This is a genomic window from Levilactobacillus suantsaii, assembly GCF_014069315.1.
Lineage (GTDB): Bacteria > Bacillota > Bacilli > Lactobacillales > Lactobacillaceae > Levilactobacillus > Levilactobacillus suantsaii.
Genome location: NZ_CP059603.1, coordinates 806641 through 829179 on the forward strand (window position 1 = coordinate 806641; position 22539 = coordinate 829179).

General features: G+C 50.5%; 21 protein-coding genes. 13 read left to right on the forward strand and 8 right to left on the reverse strand.

The features are described 5' to 3' along the window. Positions 1-6: 6 nt before the first annotated feature. From cas6e to H3M12_RS03780, 7 genes are all read left to right on the forward strand, one after another. On the forward strand, positions 7-663 hold the full coding sequence (gene cas6e / locus H3M12_RS03750) for a type I-E CRISPR-associated protein Cas6/Cse3/CasE (RefSeq protein WP_129032306.1): 657 nt from the start codon (positions 7-9) through the stop codon (positions 661-663). 478 nt (positions 664-1141) lie between these two features. Continuing rightward, positions 1142-4021, forward strand: a complete 2880-nt coding sequence (locus H3M12_RS03755) for a MucBP domain-containing protein (protein ID WP_182150936.1) — start codon at positions 1142-1144, stop codon at positions 4019-4021. Between the two features lie 207 nt (positions 4022-4228). After that, entirely contained in the window at positions 4229-5449 is a 1221-nt protein-coding gene (istA, locus tag H3M12_RS03760; protein WP_042749622.1) for an IS21 family transposase, read from the forward strand. 9 nt (positions 5450-5458) lie between these two features. Further along, entirely contained in the window at positions 5459-6196 is a 738-nt protein-coding gene (istB, locus tag H3M12_RS03765) for an IS21-like element helper ATPase IstB (protein WP_031263932.1), read from the forward strand. A 224-nt stretch (positions 6197-6420) separates the two neighbouring features. After that, complete coding sequence (locus H3M12_RS03770; protein ID WP_129032310.1) at positions 6421-6861, forward strand: hypothetical protein; 441 nt, start codon at positions 6421-6423, stop codon at positions 6859-6861. Between the two features lie 286 nt (positions 6862-7147). Beyond that, the gene (locus H3M12_RS03775; RefSeq protein WP_182150937.1) at positions 7148-8875 is read left to right on the forward strand and encodes an ABC transporter ATP-binding protein; all 1728 of its coding nucleotides are present in this window, start codon (positions 7148-7150) and stop codon (positions 8873-8875) included. After that, positions 8868-10649, forward strand: coding sequence for an ABC transporter ATP-binding protein (locus tag H3M12_RS03780; RefSeq protein ID WP_129032314.1), 1782 nt, complete (start codon positions 8868-8870; stop codon positions 10647-10649). The genes H3M12_RS03775 and H3M12_RS03780 overlap by 8 nt, the downstream gene beginning before the upstream one ends. Before the next feature lie 84 nt (positions 10650-10733). Here the strand turns inward: H3M12_RS03780 and H3M12_RS03785 are convergent, their stop codons facing one another. Beyond that, on the reverse strand, positions 10734-11315 hold the full coding sequence (locus H3M12_RS03785) for a TetR family transcriptional regulator (RefSeq protein ID WP_129032316.1): 582 nt from the start codon (positions 11313-11315) through the stop codon (positions 10734-10736). A gap of 150 nt (positions 11316-11465) precedes the next feature. On the opposite strand from H3M12_RS03785, the gene H3M12_RS03790 reads away from it, so the two are divergent. Then, positions 11466-12311: an NAD(P)H-binding protein gene (locus H3M12_RS03790; RefSeq protein WP_182150938.1), complete on the forward strand. Its 846-nt coding sequence runs from the start codon at positions 11466-11468 to the stop codon at positions 12309-12311. An 81-nt stretch (positions 12312-12392) separates the two neighbouring features. On the opposite strand, the gene H3M12_RS03795 is transcribed toward H3M12_RS03790, so the two are convergent. Together H3M12_RS03795 and H3M12_RS03800 are read right to left on the reverse strand one after the other, a co-directional pair. Continuing rightward, positions 12393-13295 carry a DNA/RNA non-specific endonuclease gene (locus tag H3M12_RS03795; RefSeq protein ID WP_129032320.1) on the reverse strand — a complete coding sequence of 301 codons (903 nt, stop codon included), beginning with the start codon at positions 13293-13295 and terminating at the stop codon, positions 12393-12395. Between the two features lie 240 nt (positions 13296-13535). Next, complete coding sequence (locus tag H3M12_RS03800) at positions 13536-14078, reverse strand: PadR family transcriptional regulator (protein ID WP_170954962.1); 543 nt, start codon at positions 14076-14078, stop codon at positions 13536-13538. 157 nt (positions 14079-14235) lie between these two features. Between H3M12_RS03800 and H3M12_RS03805 the strand changes: the two genes are divergently transcribed. Together H3M12_RS03805 and H3M12_RS03810 are read left to right on the forward strand one after the other, a co-directional pair. Next, entirely contained in the window at positions 14236-14775 is a 540-nt protein-coding gene (locus tag H3M12_RS03805) for a phenolic acid decarboxylase (protein WP_182150939.1), read from the forward strand. 282 nt (positions 14776-15057) lie between these two features. Further along, a complete protein-coding gene (locus H3M12_RS03810; protein WP_129032326.1) occupies positions 15058-15918 on the forward strand; it encodes an aldo/keto reductase in 861 nt (286 codons plus the stop codon). Between the two features lie 166 nt (positions 15919-16084). Here H3M12_RS03810 and H3M12_RS03815 read toward each other — a convergent pair whose 3' ends face one another. From H3M12_RS03815 to H3M12_RS03825, 3 genes are all read right to left on the reverse strand, one after another. Beyond that, a complete protein-coding gene (locus H3M12_RS03815) occupies positions 16085-16480 on the reverse strand; it encodes an iron-sulfur cluster biosynthesis family protein (RefSeq protein ID WP_129032328.1) in 396 nt (131 codons plus the stop codon). Between the two features lie 127 nt (positions 16481-16607). Beyond that, the gene (locus tag H3M12_RS03820; protein ID WP_129032330.1) at positions 16608-17033 is read right to left on the reverse strand and encodes an NADPH-dependent FMN reductase family protein; all 426 of its coding nucleotides are present in this window, start codon (positions 17031-17033) and stop codon (positions 16608-16610) included. A 133-nt stretch (positions 17034-17166) separates the two neighbouring features. Further along, positions 17167-18078 carry a LysR family transcriptional regulator gene (locus H3M12_RS03825; RefSeq protein WP_129032332.1) on the reverse strand — a complete coding sequence of 304 codons (912 nt, stop codon included), beginning with the start codon at positions 18076-18078 and terminating at the stop codon, positions 17167-17169. Positions 18079-18300: 222 nt separating this feature from the next. On the opposite strand from H3M12_RS03825, the gene H3M12_RS03830 reads away from it, so the two are divergent. Both H3M12_RS03830 and H3M12_RS03835 read left to right on the forward strand, forming a co-directional pair. Next, a complete protein-coding gene (locus H3M12_RS03830) occupies positions 18301-19032 on the forward strand; it encodes an SDR family oxidoreductase (protein ID WP_129032334.1) in 732 nt (243 codons plus the stop codon). Positions 19033-19169: 137 nt separating this feature from the next. Further along, a complete protein-coding gene (locus H3M12_RS03835; RefSeq protein WP_129032336.1) occupies positions 19170-19751 on the forward strand; it encodes a uracil-DNA glycosylase family protein in 582 nt (193 codons plus the stop codon). 3 nt (positions 19752-19754) lie between these two features. On the opposite strand, the gene H3M12_RS03840 is transcribed toward H3M12_RS03835, so the two are convergent. Both H3M12_RS03840 and H3M12_RS03845 read right to left on the reverse strand, forming a co-directional pair. Next, complete coding sequence (locus H3M12_RS03840) at positions 19755-20264, reverse strand: cyclophilin-like fold protein (protein ID WP_129032337.1); 510 nt, start codon at positions 20262-20264, stop codon at positions 19755-19757. A gap of 221 nt (positions 20265-20485) precedes the next feature. Next, on the reverse strand, positions 20486-21823 hold the full coding sequence (locus H3M12_RS03845; protein ID WP_182150940.1) for a dihydrolipoyl dehydrogenase family protein: 1338 nt from the start codon (positions 21821-21823) through the stop codon (positions 20486-20488). Positions 21824-22047: 224 nt separating this feature from the next. Here H3M12_RS03845 and H3M12_RS03850 point away from each other — a divergent pair, with 224 nt between their 5' ends. Next, positions 22048-22500 carry an OsmC family protein gene (locus H3M12_RS03850; protein ID WP_129032341.1) on the forward strand — a complete coding sequence of 151 codons (453 nt, stop codon included), beginning with the start codon at positions 22048-22050 and terminating at the stop codon, positions 22498-22500. Positions 22501-22539 lie beyond the last annotated feature (39 nt).

Here is a 22539-nt window from a genome sequence, read left to right on the forward strand (position 1 = left end):
ACACTTATGTACCTATCACGAGTGGAAGTTGATCGGCAGAACCGCTATAAAATCAGAGATTTAACGCATCTGGGGGCCTACCACAACTGGGTTGAACAGAGTTTTCCTCGGGAAGTGGCAGCTGGTAAACGACCACGCCACCTTTGGCGATTGGACCGGTTAGCGGGGAAAGAGTACCTATTACTGGTGAGTGAAGCGGCACCGGACAAGGCAAAATTGGAACGCTATGGGGTTTTAGGAACCGTTGAAATTAAGTCGTACGATGACTTTTTGCAACAATTACAACCGGGTCAAGTTTTGCAATTCCGACTGACAGCCAATCCAACGCATAAAGTAACTAAGCCTGGCCAGCGCCAAGGACGGGTCTTACCCCATATCACGGTGATGCAACAACGCAAGTGGTTGGCTGACCGGGCCGAAAAGCACGGCTTTCAACTAATCATGCGCGACCAAGATGAGGCTAATTTGGCATTTGATGTGGTGAATCGTGATTGGCCGCAGCTACAGCGTAAAGCGCACTCGGGAGCTCGCCTGAGTCGGGTCAGCTTTGAAGGCTTTTTGAAAATTACAGATTTGGCCCAGTTCCAGCAAACTTTAACTCGAGGCTTAGGTCGTGAGAAAGCCTTTGGCATGGGGTTGATGACGGTGGTCCCAGAGGGCTAGCTGATGGCGAAGAATATGGGCGCCAAGAAACCGAAACGAATCGAGTTAGGACGTGTCCGGGACCAGGCGACCTTTCTTTATTGGGCGCCTTAGGAGTGTAGCTTGATAAAATGAAAGAGATTTAAACTAAGTTCAAGGTGTATCACTTGATGGGGCCAGCCGTACACGGCCCTATTTTTAGTGACTATAAAATCAGATTTATAATTGGTCACTTCTATGTTGAATTACTGATGTAGAATATGATTATGGCCGTATTTTGAAATATGTGTAATTGAAAGATTGGGATGATTTTCTTTGGAAGGCTCACTTAAAGAGTTCATATCTAAGCGATTGCTCTTTAAATAGGAATTACGTTCTCGTTAAATGTTTTAATATATTGCTTATTATGCGTTACGATGGTACAGTAGTGCTAGCAACTGTGATTAAGCATATTAAATGTTAATTTTTTGCTTTATGGTTATAATATAAGGAGATACCAATGGAGATAACTAAAAGGAAAAAATTTATAGCATCAACTCGGTGGTTAAGCGTGGTGGCCTTAACGTTAGGAGCTATAGGGACGACTGATAAGATAGCGCATGCAGACACAGGGGATATAACTGAGGGTACCCAGATTGAAATAACACAGTCTGAATATAATTCTCCTAATAATGAGATTTTAAAGAAAAAAATAGCAAAGCAATCGTCTGTGGATTCAATGGAACAGACGAGTACAGGTGAACCAGTAAGTTCAACGAGCACCTCTAAGGCTAGTAGAGCCACGAATCCGACACCTGATAAAGTAGAAACTACTGCAAGGGTGAAATCAACTGTCCCGAATAAACTAAAAAAAGGGCAAGAAATAACGCCTAATTTGGGAAAATCACCCCAAAAGATAAGTAAGACCTCAGTCCCGACTGAATCGTTAGTCAGACGAAAATCACTGCCGACGATGCCAGCTAATGGGTATAAAATGGAGCAGATTAAGCCTGTCGCTACCCCACTTGTTCGGTCGGTACAATCAGTACATACAGTGGGTAGTAGTGCTATATCACGAACGTCTAAAACCGCTAAGAATGATAAAAGATTGCTTATAACACCAAAGTCTGGGGAGCAAATTCAGAAAATTCAGGATACTACGTTAAAACTTGGCATTGATGAGTTATTACCCGATAAGAATCTCCAGCAATTGGTGCTTTATGCATTACAGCAGCAGAAGCTAGCTGTGACAACTCCAACGGATATTACGCAGGATATGCTCAAAAAGTTGACGAAGCTCGACGTTGACGATAAGACGGGTAGCAATAAACAGAAAAAGGATCAAAACTTTTATAATGCTGTTAATGGGGTGCAATCGCTGGCCGGCTTGAAATACGCTACTAATTTAACTCGGTTAGTTATTACACGGGATACACATACTGGATGGGGAAGAGCTAGTGGAAATCTGCAAAATATTTCAGACATACAAGCGTTGTCGAATCTCACGTTTGTGAACTTTGATCGCAATAAAATTAAAAATACAAAGGATTTTGCCAACCTTAAGGCATTAACAAATCTTAGTTTGAGCCATAATCAAATCAATGATTTATCAGGAATCGCTAATTTAACGAATCTGACCACTATTAATTTTGATGCTAATAAAATTAGCGATATTTCGGCGTTAACCAAGTTGGTCAATTTGCAAGTTATTTCTCTGAGCAAGAATGACATTACGGACATCTCTGCTTTGAAAGGAATTACGGCTATTCCGAAGAATATGAATTTGGGCTACAACCATATTTATGATATAACACCGGTCTTGAGCCTGAGCTGGCAACCGTTTTTTGGTCCAGATCCCTACTATGTGATTTCAGCCGGTAATCAGACTTTGGTTTTGGATCAGGCAATTCTAAATCCTACCACAAAAACGCTATCGACCTGGTCTTTCGCGTATGATAATTTGACCAATTTTAATGAAGTTATGGACGGTTATCCCAAACGAGACACTCAACCAGCGAACGATCTTAGCCACTCAGATGGCCGCTACAACACAATTGGAAATAGTCGTTGGATTACGTGGTATGATTTGACCGGTGGGTCTTTAAACCTCAACTGGCATGTTGCGAGAGGCGACAGTTATGAACAGCAACAGCTAGCAGCTCCAAATGGCTTGACATTCAATGGCACGATTGAAATTCCTTACACCTTGCGAGATGATATGGGTTCGGTAACGGTGAACTTTAAGCTTGATGATGGAGTGAATATCGCCCCATTCCAGATTTTAAGTGGCGCGGTGAACAGTCAGTTTGATGTTTTGAATCCGGCAACGGTTCAGGCGACCATCAGTGAGCTGAACCGGCGGGGATTTATTTATGAATACCCCCGAAAGAGTAGTCTTGACCTATCTACTGTCACTAAAGAGTCTATGGGAACTTATGGCACAGACAGCCAAAACGTCGCCTTAGTTTTTACCCTGGGCCAGCGGATTCACTTCGTTGACGAACAAGGGACGACTATTCAGGATGATGTGGTGAAAACTGGGGCCGCTGGGACCACTTGGACCACGACGATTCCCGAACTTAAAGGGTATACATATGACCGGGTTGAAGGAAGTACGCCTACAGCGCAAACGTTGAGCGGGAAGTTTGTTGAATATAGTCCGGATATTAATATTATCTATAAAGCCGACCAGAAACCCGTAGTCCCAGTGAAGCCAGGTCAACCGAATCCGCCGGTGACTCCAGAAACGCCATCCACTACGGGTACCGTTACCGTCCACTATCAAACGACGACGGGGCAAGAGTTAGCCAGCCAGATTCTGACGGGAACCGTGGGGCAACCCTATGCCACGATGGCGCGGACCTTTACGGGGTATCAACTCGATCGGGTTCCCGCGAATACCTCCGGAACGTACACTGCAACTAATCAAAATGTCGTGTACGTTTATACGGTCAATGTGGCGACGCCGAAGCCAGTCCCGGTCCCAACTCCCGAACAACCAGCAGCAAACAATAACGGTGATCAAATTGCCACGGACGACTTAGCCCCACAAACTGGGAAGATTACAGCGGTTATAACGGGTGCGGCCGTCCAGTCTACTAATGGACCACAAGTAGCGAGGGTAGCACCGTCGTCGTCGTTGAAGTACAAAGGCAGCGAGCCAGCGCAACTAACGAAAGCGTCGTTGCAACAAGCAACGATTGGTGGCTCAGAAAATAAAATCACTAAGTCAGTGCTACAACGATCTGCAGTCAATGGTTCAAGGAAGGTGGCTGTTAAATCGGGGCTGCTACCACAGACTAATTCACAACCCAAGAAGAGCTGGTTAGGGTGCTGGTTAGGGTGGCTGTTATTAGTTTTGAGTGGTGGTATCGTTGGTTTGAAGCGGAAACACGACTAGGGAAAAATTAAGTAGTTTGAAATGAGTTGATAGTTTCTAAGGCGCTCTACGATTGTTGAATCTAACAATTGTGGGGCGTTTTGCTCGTTGGGCATTATCCACGTGTGCATGGCGGTTATAAAATGTAGGAAAATGACGGCGTAAAAATGTCGGTTTTCCTACATTTTTTGATATTATGAATCACATTGACTTTAGGAGGTTTTCAATGTGAGACATGATGTCCGCGAAGGAGTGAAACAGTACGTGAATAATGATATCAAGCCTAATTTTACGGCTCTTGGAAGACAGTTTGGGGTAGATTATCGTACAGCTAAGAGAGCATATGAGGAGGCCCAAGGGAGTATGACCCTGCCCTTGATCAAACATAAACGGCCTAGCTTACTGGATGGCTATAGAAGCATTATCGAGGAAAAACTAGAGCTACATTGTTCTGCCAAGGCCATTTACAAATTCATTCAGAAACGGGGCTTTCAGGGAAAGTACACTATCGTTCGAGAATACTGTGCCAGTATTCGTAAGGAACGAACTCATAAAGCAACTATTCGTGTTGAACATACGCCGGGCCTATCGGCCCAAGTCGATTGGAAAGAAGAAATGACTTTATACGACAGGAATGGGCAGCCGCACCGTTTCAACATTTTTCTTTACGTCTTACCCTTTTCTAAATTGAAATATGTCACTTTGGTCTTTGAACGCAGTCAAGATACGTTGTTTCAATGCTTAAATGACGCGTTTGAGGCAACTGGTGGTGTTCCTTCCGAAATTTGGTTTGACAACATGAAGCAAGTTGTTGATCATACCAAATCAAGCTTTGGCAAAGCGATATTTAACGAGCGTTTTCGCCAATTTAGCCACGATGCTGGCTATAATCCAATTGCTTGTCGAGTATTTCGTCCACAGACTAAGGGTGTCGTCGAAGCATTAGCAAGAACAATGGAGCGACTTCGCCCGTACAATTATGAGTTTGAAGACGGTGTAGAACTCATTGGTCTGGTCAATGATCTCTGTGAAGATTTAAATTATGAGGTTTCGCAAGCCACCAACCAGGTTCCAATGGATAAGTGGCAGAACGAAGAAAAAGAGTACCTACATGAACAGCCAGCCAACCTGTTAAATCCATTCTTTGAGGAAGATATTACCCGTATCGTCTCTAAAGAATCGATGGTTAACTTTCGTAAATGTAAGTACTCCGTTGATCCACGCTACATTGGTCGCACAGTCGATATCGAGCTGACCGATAATGAGCAGCGTATCCAAATTTATTATAACGGAGAAATGATCCGTTCGCACAATATAACGACCAATCAATTTAATTACGATAAGCAAGACCGTGTCCGCATATTGGGGTCCGACCTCTTAAAGGGACAAAGTGAGCAGGATATACAGGCATACATCGCAGAGCATCTTAGCGAATATGACCAGGTTTAGGTGATGATAATGACTAGTAAATTTCAGGAGCTACTAACTAACTTAGAGTCCCTAGGACTCACCAAAATGGTTGCGTATCTACCAGAATATGTTGACCAAATTAATCAACAACAACTATCGTTTACTGAGGCAATGCTTACACTGACGAGCACTGAGCTTGAATGGAATCAAGAACAATCGATAGAACGAATCGTAAAGCGGGCACACTTTCCGCAGAAAAAGACACTAAAGGGATTTGATTTTAACTTTCAACCCAGCATTAACCAGCAGGAAGTAGTTGGGTTTCAAGATTTGGCGTTTTTAGAAAAGAACGAGAACTTGATTTTTATTGGTAGTCCAGGGGTCGGTAAGACCCATTTAGCCATTAGTATTGGAATTGAAGCCTGTCGCCAAGGAAAAAGAACGCTCTTCATCAACTGTCATGAGCTTCTCCTTAGGTTGCGAACAGCTAACGAGAAGGGCACCTTAGAGCGCTGCATTAACCGTTATGCTCGTTATGACCTTTTGGTCATTGATGAGATTGGTTACCTACCCATTGATCACGATGAAGCTAACCTATTCTTCCAGCTTATCAACGCACGATATGAGCGTCATTCGACCATTATTACTAGTAATAGTGATTTATCTGGCTGGGTAGAAATCTTTCAAAATCCGACCGTAACGGCGGCGATTCTTGACCGCCTAGTTCATCATGTCCATGTCGTCAAGATTACCGGAAAGTCTTATCGACTAAAAGGCGTCGGTTGACCGCCCAAAACCTACATTTTTAAACCGCCATAAACCTGCATTTTATCACCGCCCTTGACATCCACGCACGATTAGCAGGATTCTGCTGACGTCGTTAATAATCTGCTGAGTCTAATATCCCATTATTTGAGGCTATATCCATTTCAGCTAAACAGGAGTAAAATTAAACCATCTTAAAGGTTTGGAGGAAATACATATGAAGTAAAGGTTTGGAGGAAATACATATGAAGATTGGCAAACTAATCTTGGCGGGAGTAACAGGGGTGTTACTCGTTGGTGGGTTGACCACGACGGCTTCTGCTTCGAGTATGAAAAAGGGTACACCCAAGGTCTTACGCGGAACTTGGTACACTAAATATCATAAAATGAAGCAACCAAAAGGCTATCACCGTTACCAAATCCGGGTTAAAAAGCATGTGGCCTGGATGTATGATTTAATCTACAATAAGCATAAAAAGATAACCACTAATACGGCCAATTTTGGGATTGATAAGGGATTACACTACAAGAAAGTGACTAAAAACAAGTATCAGGTTTGGGGGCATGCCTGGAACGATACAACGACAAAACACTATACTTTTACCCTGTCCAAGCACAATAAAAAGGTTAAAGTCTGGCAAAAAACTGGTCACCACAATAAATATTGGGATACTTTCTATAAATAAACCGGCTGATTTAAGTGGCCAGTAACATTTCAGGCTCATCACCCCTAGACCATTTCGTCTAGCCGTGATGGGCCTTTTGTCTACTCACAATTAACCCGTCCGTCCAACAACTAACTCCTCACCAACTTGTGCTGGTGAACGTTTTACCGTGTTAAAGGGTGCAATATCGTGTATAATCTGTGCAAACGGGCGTTGTCGCGAGTGGAAAATTGGGGGCTTTCACCAGCGCAACGGTCCGAAATTGTGACCGGAAGCCCCGTTTCCGGTTCGAAGGAGGAACTCAGGAATGAAAACTTTAATGCCCTACTTTCGACGCTACCACCGCGATGTGTGGGGTGCCATGGTGTCGTTAGTGGCCCTGGTCTTTGCCACCCTGTGGCAGCCGCGGCTGTTACAGGTGGTCATGGAAGCCATCATTAAAAACGACCAGAACACGATCCTGCAACAGGGACTCTTCCTATTAGGTCTGGCCGTCATCGGGATCATTGGCGGAATCATCAACACCGTTTATTCAGCGCGGATTGCGCTGGGGGTGGCCACCGACTTACGGGCCGACGTCTACCGGCACGTGCAATCCTTTGCCTACGCGGATGTCGAACATTTCTCCGCGTCTAACTTGGTGGTGCGGATGACTAACGACATCAACCAGGTCCAACAGATTGTTATGGCTGGTTTCCAGCAAATCACGCGGATTCCGCTTCTGTTTATCGGGGCGCTGATCTTAGCACTGGTGACCATGCCGCAGCAATGGTGGGTCATTTTGGCCATGATGGTCATTATCCTGATGGTTTCCGGGTTAGCGGTCAAACGCATGACCGTGTACTTCGGCCAGACCCAACAAGATATTGAAAGCGTTAACACAGTTGCCCGTGAAAACCTAATGGGGATTCGGGTGGTCAAATCATTCGTCCAAGAAGGCGCCGAAATCAACAAGTTTTCCCAACGTTCCGATGCACTGACTGGTGTGACGGCTAAGATTGGCTACTGGTTCGCCATTTTGATGCCGGCTTTCTTCCTGACGGCTAACTTGGCGGTCGGCGTGGCGGTCTACATCGTGGGGCAAAACATCACCACACACCCTGGTTACCTGGCGGCCATCACCAGTTTTATTTCTTATTTGATGCAGATCCTCTTTGCCGTAATCAATGGTGGCTTTTTAATGACGTTTGCCTCTCGGGCCATTATCTCGTTGGGCCGAATCAGCGAAGTCTTAGAGACCAAGCCTAGCATGACCTACGTCGATGGTTCCGCCGAACCAGTCGGGGGCGATATCGAGTTCGACCATGTCAGCTTTACTTATCCCGGCGACGACCGGCCGACGCTAAAGGACGTCAGTTTCACCTTGAAGGCGGGGCAAATGCTCGGCATCGTGGGGGCGACCGGCTCCGGGAAAACGACTTTGGCGCAACTGATTGCCCGGTTATATGACCCGGACAGTGGGGTGGTCAAAGTTGGCGGTGTCGACGTCCGCCAGTTGCCCGAAAAATCACTGCGGCGCACGGTGGCCTACGTCTTACAACGGTCGACGCTGTTTTCGGGGACCATTTCCGGGAACCTGCGGCAAGTTCAGCCGGACGCCAGCACCGGGCACATGCAGTGGGCGGCTAACATCGCCCAAGCGTCCGAGTTCATCGAGCGCTTGCCACAGACCTACGACGCCCCGGTCGAGGAGCGGTCACAAAACTTTTCTGGGGGCCAGCAACAACGCCTCGCCATTACCCGAGGTGTGATGGCCAACCCGAAGGTCCTGATTTTAGACGACGCGACGTCCGCCTTGGATGCACGCTCCGAAAAATTGGTCCAGGAAGCCTTGGACCGGGACTTGAAAGCAACAACTACCATCGTGATTGCCGAAAAAATCTCCTCGGTGCTGCATGCCGACCAGATCTTAGTGCTGGATAATGGGCGAGTCTCGGGGACCGGGACCCACCAAGACCTGGTCCGCAATAATGAGGTGTACCAGACCATCTACCGGACCCAAAAAGCGCGAGAGGAGGGGCCAACTAATGAGTGATCTGAAAAACGCCGGTAAGTATTACTGGCACTATTTAAAACGCTACTGGCGCGGCTTTATCGTCAGCAGTCTGCTGATTATCTTTTCCACTTGGTGCATCGTGGTGGCGCCGACCTATTTGGGCCGGGCGGTCGAAGAGCTGACCACCTACCTCCAACAGTGGGGCCAAGCCAGCACCCACGCGCAGGCCAGTTTGACGCCGTTCAACCACACGCTGGTGACCTACATTCTCCTGTATGTCGGCGACGCCAGCTCGCTGTTTTTAGCCAGTTTGATTTTGGCACGGGTCACCGCGTACTCCACCGGGACCATGCGGGTCGGCTTGTTCCGTAAGCTTCAGCGCTTGCGCATCAAGTACTTCGATACCCACCGAGATGGCGATATCTTGGCGCGGTTCACCTCGGATTTGGATAATATTTTTAACGCCATGAACCAAGCCTTACTGGAAATATTTCTGGCCGTGGCCCAATTTGTGGGGCTGTTGATCGTCATGTTCAACCAGAGTGCCACCATGGCCTGGATTACCATGGCGACCACGCCGTTGGCCTTGATTGTCGCGGGCATCGTGATGCACAAGGCCGGGGTGGCCGTGAACCAGCAACAAGACGATATCGGGGAATTAAACGGCTACATCAACGAACAAGTCACCGGCCAAAAGGTCTTGATCACCAACGGTCTGCAAGCCGATTCGTACAAAGGTTTTACGGGCTATAACGATAAAGTCCGCCACTCCGCCTTACGCGGGCAGATTTGGTCGGGGATTTTGAACCCGTTGATGCAGGGGATGTCCCTGTTGAACGTGGCCATCGTCATCTTCTTTGGCTCCTGGTACGCCTTGAACGGCAGCATGTCGACCGGGGCCGCTTTGGCGCTCGTTGTCGTGTTCGTGAACTATGCGCAGCAGTATTACCAACCCATCATGTCGTTGACCAGTCTCTACAGCATGATTCAACTGGCGATTACCGGGGCACGGCGGGTCGACGAAGTCCGTAACCAGCCCGACGAGGTCAATCCCGCTGACGGGCAGGTCATGCCGCCGATTCAAGCTGGGTTACAGCTAAACGATGTGCACTTCAGTTACGACCCGGGTAAGGAAATCCTGCATGGCATCACCATCAACGTCCACCGCGGCGAAATGGTGGCGTTGGTCGGGCCTACGGGGTCGGGGAAAACCACCGTCATGAACCTGTTGAACCGTTTCTACGACGTTGATTCCGGCGAGATTACCATCGACGGCACCAGTATCCAGCGGTTCGACTTGAATTCTTTGCGCTCAAACGTAGGGATTGTCCTGCAAGAGCCGCAACTCTTTACTGGCACCATCGCGGACAACATCCGCTACGGGGATCCGGCAGCGGGGATGGACCGGGTGGTGGACGCCGCCAAACAGGCCAACATTCATGACTTCATCGTCAGTTTACCGGACGGCTACGACACCATCGTGTCCGACGAACAGAGCGTCTTCTCGGCGGGGCAAAAACAACTGATGTCGATTGCCAGAACGATTCTGACCAACCCGCGGCTCTTGATTCTGGACGAAGCCACGTCGAACGTTGACACGGTCACCGAAGCCCGCATCCAGGCCGCCATGGATAACGTCATCCAGGGTCGGACCAGCTTCGTGATCGCCCACCGGCTGAAAACGATTCTCAATGCCGACAAGATTGTCGTGCTCCGGCACGGGGAGATCATCGAGCAGGGGAACCACGAGACGTTATTGGCCGAAAATGGCTTTTATGCGGAACTCTACCGTAATCAAATGGTCTTCGATTAATCAAAAACAACGAGGCACCCACCATAAAGTTTTCGGTGGGTGCCTCGTTTTAGTTAAGCGATGTTTCACGTGGAACATTATCCTTCAGAGCGGGCGTTTGAACAGGTCATTTTTGGTGAACGGGTAGGCCGCGTAGGCACGTTTGAGAAAGGCGGGGGCCTGCTGGTACTGCAGGGTCGCTAGGTCGCGTAACGCTACGTTACCGGTGTCCGTCAGCCATTCCGCAAAGAGACCCATGGTCCCGTAAGAGTGGTACTTGATACGGAGAATCTGGGCCGCCGTGGCGGGATGGCCCGTGGTCGCTTGAAGGGCGGTCGTTGCCGTTTCAACGTTGAACCGCTGGATATAGCGGTTGATGGCGTTTTGGGTGTCGACCGTGTAAGCGCGGCGGTACAGGGTCTTGTGTCGGGCGATGCGTTCCAGGTTTTGGGTGATACGGGCTACGGTAAAGGCGGGGTCTTGGTCGGCGTACACGCTGGCGAAGTCGGTCAAAAAGATCCAGGCGACCAGCGCGTATTTGTCGTGAAAGTGGTAGTAAAAGGTCTGAGGCACGGTTCCGCAACGCCGACACAGCGTCACGACACGAATCTGCGCCAGCGGGGTGGTTTGGAGCATACGGTTCAATTCTTGGGCGAACTTCAATTTAGTGGTATCCGGGTCAGACATGGGGGAACTTCCTTTCAGGCGTTTTGCTTTCAGTATACTCGCTTGGCCGGTTGATTTAGATAAAAGTCGCTTTTTATCTAACGTCATACAGTCCCCACCGTGCTAAGGTAAAAGCAATTCAACGACTCAATGAAAGGATGCGAGAGCACAATGAATATTATGGTAACGGGAGCCGCCGGGGGTTACGGCAGCGCTGCTTTGACCGTCTTAAAAGACTTGGTGCCAACAGCCACGTTGTACGGGTTAGTCCGCCATCACAATCAAGTCGCGACTTTAGAGGCCCAAGGCGTCCATGCCCGGTTAGGAGATTACGCTGATGCAGGCGCGATGGTCGCCGCGTTTAAGGGCATCGACCGGGTCCTCTTCGTTTCGACGCCCCAGCCGGACATCCAACAAAACGTGGTCCAGGCGGCTAAAACCAATCACGTCAGTTACATCGCTTATACCAGTATCTACGCGCCGGATTTACCGCAGTTCGGGCTGGAAATCAGTCACCGCCAGACCGAACAATGGTTGCGCGACTCCGGTTTGCACTACACGATTTTACGCAACGCGTGGTACACCCGGGTCCAACAAGGCTTGATTAATTTGGCGGCGAAAACCCACCAACTCCCGTACTTTTCCGGGGATGGCGTGATTTCATCGGCCTTGAGACGCGAATACGCGGAGGCCGGCGCCCGGGTCATCGTGGCCGCTACCGCCAGCCCCATCGTGACGCTGGCGGGCAAGCCCTACACCTATCCCGAGTTGGGGACCGCTATCGGAACGGCACTGGGCGCACCGGTAACTAGTACCGCGGTCAGTGAGACCGAGACCAAGGCACAACTGACCCAAGCCGGCGTCGATGCCACCTTAGTGGGGATGGCTGTGGCTTACCAGGACTACACCCGCAAAGGGCAAAACGGGGAAGCTGCTGCTGACCCGACCGAGTTTGAACGCATTTTAGGCCACCCGTTGACGCCTTTGGCAGCAGCGGTAAAGGAACTCTTGCCTTAAAGTGACCGATAACTACCAAACGCCGCCGCTCCGGAAGTTTCCGAAACGGCGGCGTTTTTGTTATTAATAATTAAAAAATAACTATTTGGCCACCCGACTATACCCGTTAGCGTAGTTCAACGTCATGCCAGGTTGTGTGTTCGGCAAATACACATTGTAGCGGATACGGTTCGATCCAATGGACTGTATCTGCATCTTAACCCCGCGGGCCAGCAGATCGTGGGACTTGAAGACCGGCGTGACGCGGTAGCGAACGTAGTGCTTGGAGCTGGCCTTCAGGTAGGCCGCCACTTTGTTTTCGTAATGCGTCATCCCCGGATCGTTCAACTCCCGTGTTCCGGTGATCAGGTTGCGCGGATTATTGTTTTGGCCGGTGAATTGGTACCCAATCAAATGGCAACGATTGTATAACCAGCCGGTCTTGATGCGCTTGTTGTGCCAAGCCGTGGGGGTGATGTAGAGCGGTTCACGTTTAGCTGTGGGCATCAGCTTACGGTTCAACATCGCGTTGGCGGCTGTGGCCCGGTTCAAGCTGTCCAGGTGACCGTACTTTTGCCAGGCCCCGTGCTTGAGCGATAACGTCGCACGGCTGAAGTTCGGCCGGTTGTGGTTCAACGTTTTGACGTGGTAGCTTTGACTCCCGCCGACGTACTTGCCGCGGGGCTTGACCTTAACCGTCCGGTGGCGTTTGACAGTCTTGCGCGCGGTCCGTTTTTTGATCTGTTTTTTGGTCGTTTTCTGGACCTTTTCGGTCGCCGACAGGGTCAGCCCGCGCTTTTTAGCGGTAGCTAGGGAAATACGGTAGACCTTTTTGGCCCGAGCCAACCCCCGGTCGTGGCGCTTGTAAAAGTAATGCTTCCCCGTCCGAGTCACGTACACGCTAGTCGCGTGTGCGGCCGTGGGTGGGGTCGAGATGGTCAACCCGCTCAGGACCAAGATGGTGATAACGACCCATTTGGTCCAGGCGGTGAACTGGTGAGACATTGGTGATCACTCCTCCTCTGGGATCGAGACCGTAACAACTAAACACGCAAAACAACGGTCCCGTCAATTACTTAGTTTATACCAACCAGAAATGAATCACCATCAAAACTACACGGCTACGAAAAAACTACGTCTGAAAAAGAGGTGTGACGCGCTATTTTTTAGACTACCAGGGATTTCGCAACAAAATAACCCCGTTAATCCGTAACTTATGCGGATTAACGGGGTTATTGAATAAGGCTAATGATTAGTTGCTGCTTGCCGTTCGAGCCACGCCACATAATGGGTCTCCCGTTCGATGGCGTGTTCCAAAATCAGGTAATGCCCGTAGGCCGCCTGAATAGCGTCGTCCGTAGGGAAGACCGTTTGGCGGCGGGCTTGTAAGTGCTCGACCTGGTCGCGGTGAAGCTGTAATTGTTCGGCAATCATCGGGGCTAAGCGCGGGTCATCGGCCGACTTGATGAAGTAAAGCTTCAAGATGAAGTCGTCCTTGGTCGCGGTCAGTTCCGGTGAGGGTTCACTGATCCAGGCGTTCAGCTTAGTGCGCCCCTGAGGCGTGAGCTCGTACTGCTTTTTAGCGAGCTTTTCGCCGGTGATGAGGTCCTCGTGGGTGATGTCGCCGCCGGTCTCTAAGCGCTGGAGCAGGGGGTAAATCTGGCTGTGGCTAGCCTGCCAAAACTCTCCAATCTCGTGGTCAAAGGCCCGGGTCAGGTCGTAGCCGGTCTGGGCGCGCTGGCTGAGCAACCCTAAAATAATGTATTGAAGCCGATTTCGTTGTCCGATGATGACACCTCCTGGTTCGTTTGTCTGTTTCATTGAACCAGTTATCCATAAAAAATTCAAGTTTTGGCTTGACGGGCCGTGGTAGTCTGCGATATAGTGGCACTCGTAAATTAAAACATGTAAATATAAACATGTTTAAAACGAAAGGATGACAAAAATGACAGACAAGCAATTTCAAACGCTCGACGACTTTTTAGGGACCCACTTCATTTATACCTACGACAACGGCTGGGAGTACGAATGGTACGCCAAGAACGACCACACCGTGGATTACCGGATTCATGGCGGCATGGTTGCCGGTCGCTGGGTGACCGACCAACCCGCGGAAATCGTGATGTTGACGCCCGGCGTCTACAAGGTGACCTGGACGGAACCAACCGGGACCGATGTGGCCTTGGACTTCTTGCCCAACGAACAAAAAATGCACGGAACCATCTTCTTCCCTAAGTGGGTCCAAGACCATCCCGAAATCACGGTGACGTACCAAAACGAACACATCGACTTAATGGAAGAATCCCGCGAAAAGTACGCAACCTATCCGAAGTTAATCGTGCCCGAATTTGCGAAGATCACTTACATGGGGGACGCGGGTCAAGACAACGATGCTGTCATCAACCAGACGCCATACGCTGGCATGACCGATGATATCCGGGCCGGTAAGTTCTACGATGAGCACTACCGTCACACCCAAGCTTAATTTTATTTCTAATAAGTTTTAATCCAATCACAGTTATCGACAGGCCCACAACGCGTTGCGTGGGCCTGTTTTTCTTTGGCCCCGTGACCACTAAGTCACCTAGCCATCCGCGACTTAAAGTTCTTGCTTAACGAACCTGGCCGTGCGGATTGAACCCAGGACTAGCGGCCTGCTACATTAGGACTATATCCCCCGAGCGCTGGCTTTAAGCGGCGTATTTTGGTGTTCGGTAAAGTCAATAGACGTGCGTTTGGTTCCCGAAAGGAAAGGATCTAATGGACGATGATGGAAACAACACAGACGCGACAACTGGCTAATGGTCTGGCCATCCCCAGTATGGGGTTCGGGACGATTCTCCCGGCTGACCAGGTCACATCGTCCGTGGTCGCGGCGTTTAATGCGGGTTACCGGTTGATCGATACGGCGGAAGCTTACCATAATGAAGCCGCCGTGGGGGCGGGGATTCGGCAAGCCATCGCTGACGGGACGGTCACCCGCGAGAATATCTTTATCAGTAGTAAAGTCTGGTTCGTGCACCGCAGCTACCAGTCGACGTTGGACGCCTTTGACGAGTCGTTGCGGTTGTTGGGGCTGGATTATTTGGACGGTTACTTGGTGCATTGGCCGGCCAACTCGCGCTGGCACGCCAATTGGCGGGAATTGAACGCAGAGACCTGGCGAGCCTTTGAAACGCTGTACCAGGCCGGCAAAGTCCGGGCTATCGGCGTGTCGAACTTTTCGGTGCATCAGTTGGAGGCCCTTATCGCCGACACCAGCATCACGCCGATGCTCAATCAATTGGAGTATCACCCGGACTTTTCCCAACCGGAGAGCGCCCAGTTCGACCGGCAGGAAAAAATCGTGACCGAAGCCTGGCGGCCATTGGGCGGTCCCGGTGGTCACGTGTTGGCTAATTCGGTGATTCAGGAGCTGGCCCATAAATACGACCGACAACCGACGCAGATTATCTTGCGCTGGTTGACCCAGTTAGGGATTGTGCCACTACCGAAGTCGATTAATCCGGCCCACATGGCGGCTAACTTGGCGAGTTTTGATTTTAAGTTGAGTCACGCTGATTTGGATTTGATCAGTAATTTACCACAGGGCAGTACCCAGTACGACCCGGAAACGTACCACTCCTAAGGTATGCGAAAGTAATTTGTTAACTGGCAAGGGTTGAATTGTCGACCAACGTAATGGACCATCCACCTAACTGCTGCGACCGTCGCGACAGAAAACACGAATTAAAACCGTCATGGTTCATGCAACCATGACGGTTTTAATTCGTGTTTCACGTGGAACATTATGGTTAGCAGCCTTCGCCTTTAGCTTTAGTTCCAGTCTTGAAAGCAGCCAGCACGGTGGCCCCATTGGCAATCTGTACGGCGCTGTCGAGAATATGGGCATTGTCTTTCAACATAATCTGGTGATTGACAACGTCTAAGACCAAACCAGCGCTAAAGAAATAACTATCATAAGCGGAGGTCCACATGTGGAGATCCTGGGCGTTGACCAATGGTTCATCGTAGTCCGGATCGGCGGTGTCTAACACGATGAGGGTGAAGGTCGTGCCGATGCTACAGGCACCCCCGCGTAAAGAGTATTTGCCACCCCCATCATCGGCAATCAAGAGTAGTTCTTTTGTGGTCAGGTTCTTCTGGCGCAGTAACGTCAACAACTGGTCACTTAATTTTATGGTTGGCATTGCAGTCCATCCTTTCGTGGTCAGACCTAGTTTAGCCTCTTTACGGCCGTCCTGTCCAAGGATATGCTGGTCCCAAAAACGCCCATCTGGGAGAGTTCCCGAATGGGCGTTGTTCAAAACCGTTAGCTTATTTAGCGAGCATCTTTTGCGCGAAATCACGGACTAGCTTGACCTGCTTATCCTTAAGGATTCCGCCGCTTTGGCCTAAGATTTTCATGCCTTTGCCACCCATGACCTGGTGAAAATGCCCAATCACGGGGATGCCTTTTTCTTCGGCAATCTTGGTGAGTGCCTTATCCGTAACGGCTTCGGGGCCACCGGAAGTGGTGAAGAAGGCAATCTGCTTGACCTTGGCGGGGTCGAGGCTCTCCATGAAGGCCGACGCACTCTTGTCGGGGCGCATGAAGTAGGTGCCACCACCAAAGAACAGGGTGTCGGCCTGGTCAACGGGGGTTTTGACACTTTCTGCCGGAACGCCCGCCATATCCGCAATCTGTTCAGCAAAGGCCTTGATATTGCCATTACGTGTTTGATACCGAATCGCTACTGTCATCTGAATCCCTCCGTATTAAAAATCATGGTAAAAGTGGGGGTCACTAGCCGGCGTTAACGCCCAAGCGGAACCACCACTAAGGTTAGTATAGACCACTGTGGAACCGATTACAAAAGTGGTTACTGAGGGGGCGTCAGTCCCTTGCTGGGGGCTTAACGGCAGTGGCTAGGTTGGCTTTTAATCGGGCTAAAAAGAGCGTTGCGGCAGGTGACAGTCGCTGGTAGCGGCGCCAAATGAGGGTGATGGAGTCGCTAAGCGTGGGGGCTAGCGGCCGAAAAGTCAATGGTGAGAGATCATCCGTGTTGACTAGGTGGTCGAAGGTCACGACCAAACAACTGCCATTTTGAGCGAGCAGGGCCGCGTTAAAGACCAGGTTATAGGTGCCTACGATGGTCAATTGGTCGCTCACCGCTTGCCACCAATTGGCGAGATTAGTTTGCTGAAGACCCTGAGCAGAGACCATGAGGGGCCAGCCCACTAAATCAGCGGGGTGGAGGACTGATTTTTGGGCTAAAGTTGCGTCTTTGCGCAGAACGACGCCCCAGACGTCTCGTTCTGGTAACCGTAATGCGTTGAATTGGTCGACATCAATTCGAGTTTCCCCCATCAGTACCCCAAAGTCTAAGGTCCCGGCATTTAGTCGGTGAACCGTGTCAGCGGCGTTCCCGCTGTGTAAGCGAATGGTGATATCCGGATAATCTGATTGAAGCTGGCTGGTCAGGGCCATGAGACGTTGCATGCCATGGCTTTCACCGGCGCCTAAGTCTAAGTTGCCACTGATGACGGTCTGGTCGGTTTGGAGATTATTGGTGGTTTTATCGACTAAGGCCAGGATTTCTTTAGCCCGGTCGGCCAGATAGATGCCTTTAGCCGTCAGGGTAATCGTTCTTGGCCCGCGATGAAAGAGGGTGGTCCCGAGCGTCGTTTCCAGCGCTTTGATTTGTTGGGAAAGGGCGGGTTGCGACACGTGTAAATAAGTTGCCGCTTTGGAGATACTGCCCTGTTGCACAATGGTTAAAAAATAACGTAAGATACGGGTTTCCACGAAAATTCCTCCCCATTAAATTTGATGTCCGCTATAACTTTTACTAATACCTAGCCATTGTATATTGGTCTTTTACATGGGTCAACACTCTTTGTATACTGGGGCCAGTTAATCGCGTCAAGGTTGCGACGGGGCTGGTGACGTCTGATAGGGTCACCAGCTCCGTTTTGGCCAAAACTTAAACCAGATATGAGTGACATTTTAACAAGGAGGACTAAATTTATGAGTTTACAAGATAAAGTAATCGTCATCACGGGCGCTTCCAGCGGCATCGGGTTGGCGACGACCAAGCGCCTGTTGGCAGATGGGGCGAAGCTGGCCGTCGCGGCACGGCACGTTGACAGTTTGACGGCTTTGCAGCAGCAACATTCCGACCAATTATTAGTGCAAAAAGTCGATGTGAGTCAGTTCGACCAGGTCAAGGGGTTAATTGACGCCACGGTCGCTCAATTTGGGCAAGTCGACGCGCTCTTTAACAACGCCGGGGTGATGCCGGTGAGCTACCTGCGTGAAGGGCGGCGGCAGGACTGGCAAGCCATGCTCGACATTAACATCATGGGAGTCTTAAACGGCATCGATGCCGTTTTGCCCGTGATGGAAAAGCAGGGCCACGGCCACATTTTGACGACCGATTCTACGGCCGGCCACAAGACCTTTCCAAAGTTTGCGGTTTACAGTGGTACGAAATTTGCCGTCCGAGCAATCATGGAAGGCTTGCGACAAGAAGAACGCGGCAAGAACATCAAGTCGACCCTGATCACGCCGGGAACTACCAAGACTCAACTGTACACTACGATCCCAGATGAAGCGGGTCGCAAGGATGAATTGGCCACGCAAGCCAACGCCGCCTTATTGGCGGACGATATGGCGCAAGCCGTTGAATTTACGTTAGACACGCCGGACCGGATGTCAGTCAGTGAAATTCACGTTCGACCGACGAACCAAGAACCTTAAAGGCGCAGAATCAACTTAAACTTAGAACAAGCAAACTGGCGTGACTCACATTTAATCGTGAGTCACGCCAGTTTGCGTCCCCTTTTACCGCTCATATGAGTGCGGTAAACTAGACTAAAAATAAGGAGGTTTTGCGCATGCCAACAGCTGCCGAACTTAAAGTGGCGATTCGAAACGATCCGGAAAACGCGGCCTTTACCGCTAAGGGGTGGGACCCATTGTTTCACGTGTTGCCCAGCGCCACGATTTTAGTGATCAGCCAGGCGCCGGGACGGGTCGCCCAGACTACGGCGACCTACTTCAACGACGCCAGTGGGGACCGCTTGCGCGACTGGATGGGCGTCAGTCGCGAACAATTTTACGACAGTGACAAGGTGGCCGTCATGCCGCTGGACTTCTATTATCCGGGTAAAGGCAAAAGTGGCGACTTGCCCCCGCGTAAAGGCTTTGCCGCAAAGTGGCATCAGCCGTTATTGGCTTTGATGCCCAACGTTCAATTGACCCTACTAGTCGGGCAATACGCCATCAAAGCTTACTTGGGCAAACGCCGCTACAAGACGTTAACGGCCACGGTCCGGCACTACGATGAGTATCTCCCGGACTACTTTCCGTTGGTTCACCCGTCACCGTTGAATTACGGCTGGCAGAAGCGCAACCCGTGGTTTCAGACCGATGTGGTGCCGGAGTTGCAGCAACGGGTCCAACGGGCGTTCCGTTAATCTCTATTCTTTGGTAATCCGAACGTTGACGTGATTGCCCATGGTCTTAACCACGTGGCGGTAATTAGTGGCGTCGAACTTTCCAATAATATGAATCCCCTCATAGTAGGATTCGGTTCCCCAGTAAAAGACAATTCTGCGCTGGGGCGACCAATAGCCAATGGCGCCCTGGGTGCCAGCGTGGCCGCTGGGCATCCCTTTGGTCGGCAAGGAATGGTGGAGATTAGCGACTTTTTCGGGCATGTCGGCGTAGTCGCTAAAGCGCAACGTGGTAGGAAGTTCCTGAGCAAACGCCCGGGCCGCACTCGAGTTATTTAAATGGGCTTTGAGTCGAGTGCCGTTGATGGTGATGGTGATTTTAGTGGATGCCTTTTGGTGCGTGGACGACACTTGACTGGTGCGTTCCTGGGGATTTTTAGCCGCTGAACTCGGATGAGCCGCTTTAGGTTGCGCACAACCGGCTAACAGCGATACAGCGACGAAAGTTAAGGTTAAGCGAGATAAGATTTTCATAGTTCACCCTCTAGTTTTGATAGCTCTATGCTAGTGGTAAAGTTAAACTATGTCGAATGCCTATATCCTATTAACAGCCATAATTAAAAACTATAGTTGTCAGTAATGGGGGCAAACGAGCGCCATAGGTAATCTTTGAACTAGGCTTTATTTCAGCAAAATGCGTTCCGCACCGGCCGCGATGACCGAGACGGAACGCATTTTTAATGACTTGAGTTGAGTTAGGCCCGATGCCAAGCGGCGTAGCCTAAGGTTGGGAACAACCCGACTAAGCGGTTGACTTGTGCCGGACTGAATTTAAATTCAATGGCAGGCAACAAGGTGTTGATGGCTTCGGGGGCTTGGTCACTGATTTCGGTGACGCCGACCAGATGTCCATCCTGGTCGTGGATCTGGGTGCTAGCCGCCAGGGGTTCCTTATCGATGCGGTAGTACCAGTAGTGGGCCAAATCGTTAGTGCTGATGGTCAGGCCCTGTTGTTTGCCATCATCGACCGACATGCCGGCCTGGGCAATCCGCGGTGAGGTGAAGACCACGGACGGAGTGACCGGAAAATCGATGGCCGCGGTGGTTTCACCGGAGAAGAGTTGCATGAGATATTTGGATTCAAAGGTGGCCGCAGGCGTCAACTTGGGCTGGGTGCTCTTGATGACGTCACCCGACGCGTAGATGTTGGTTTCGGTGGTCTGTAAGTGGTCGTTGACCTGGATGCCATGACGGTCGTAGTCGACGTTGACGTTTTCAAGGCCCAGATCGTCTAAGTTTGGAATCCGGCCGGTAGCGTCTAGAATCCAGTCGGTGGCTAATTGCTGGTGGTCACCGTAGGCTACTTCCAGATGGTCGCCAGTTTTGGCGAAGCTTTGGACGTTGGCGTTTGCAACGAAGGTCACGCCACGTTGTTTGAGGTCTTCCACCACAGCCTTGACGTAAGGCTGATAGAAGTGCCGCAAAACCGTGTCGCCGTGCAAGAGGATGGTCACCTTGGCACCGGCCGCATTGGCAATCGTCGCAAATTCCATGCTGATGTAGCCTGAGCCGATAATGGTGATGCGCGCCGGTAACTTTTGGAGGTTCAAAAAGTCGGTGCTGTCGTGGGCCAAATCGGTGCCGGGGATGTCCAAGCGGTGGGGCTTGAGCCCAGTGGCGATGACGATCTTGTCGGCCGTCACGGTTTGTTTCCCATCGACTACCACGGTATGGGCGTCTTGGAAACGGGCGTGGCCCCGGATAATGGTGGCCCCGTTACTGGTCAGGCGCTGTTCGAGTCCGGCCGGTAAGGGGTCAATAATGTCTTGCTTATGGGCTATGTTGCGGCTCCAGTTAATCGTCATCTGGTGGTGGTTTAAAATATCACCCAAGCGGTTGGATTCGCGGGTGAGCTTTACCGCTTCGTCCAGGGCGATTTTGGCGTTACAGCCGCGGTTGGTACAAGTCCCACCCATTAAACCGCTTTCAATCACGCCCACGCGAACACCAGTCCCGGCTAAAGGCGCGGCACCGTCGTGGCTGCCGTGGCCGCCACCAATGTAGAGGACGTCGTAATCAAACTTTGTTGTCATCAAATATCCCTCCAGCAATTATTGTCTGGTTTCAACTTAAAGCATTTTGGCACACTTGGCAATAGTTTTGGCCCAAAAAGGTGGGCTGGCGTATCTAGTTTAAGGGTCGCCCATAGTCCGGATAATTAAGCTAGTGGCCCAACGTGGCCGGAAAGAAGCGCCGTGATATCTCGGAGAAAAGCGACCTGCTACACTGCGTCTAAGCACACTTAGGAGGGACGATTATGAAGGTTGAAAACTCGCTTTACCACACGTTCGTGCAGAACCATAACGGCTTAAAGGGCACCACGTTTGTCGAAGGAAACGAAGGCTGGTCACTAGGGGTTTCTAGTTCACTCATCAAGGCACCGGGGACCAATCCCGAACAGCTCTTAGGCTTCGCCATTGCGACCTGCTTTAACGGCACGTTACGGTTGATTCAGCGCCGTGAGCACACCGCCGAAGATTCGCAGTTGCGAGTTAGAGTCGACATCGTGAAAGACGCAGTCGGGTACAAGTTCATTATCGATGCGCAGGTGCGGATGCCGAAACACTCGTCGACGGATGCCGAACGCCTGGTATCCACGGCTTTAGCGGAGTGTCCGGTGGCTAAGATCGTGAAACAGGACGTGGATGTGAATTTCCGGGTCGTCGACCGCTTCGAAGACGACGAGACCGAACCGGCTTACGGGGAATAAAACGAGCTACACGAGGCAAACAAGCGCCCTAACCAGCTT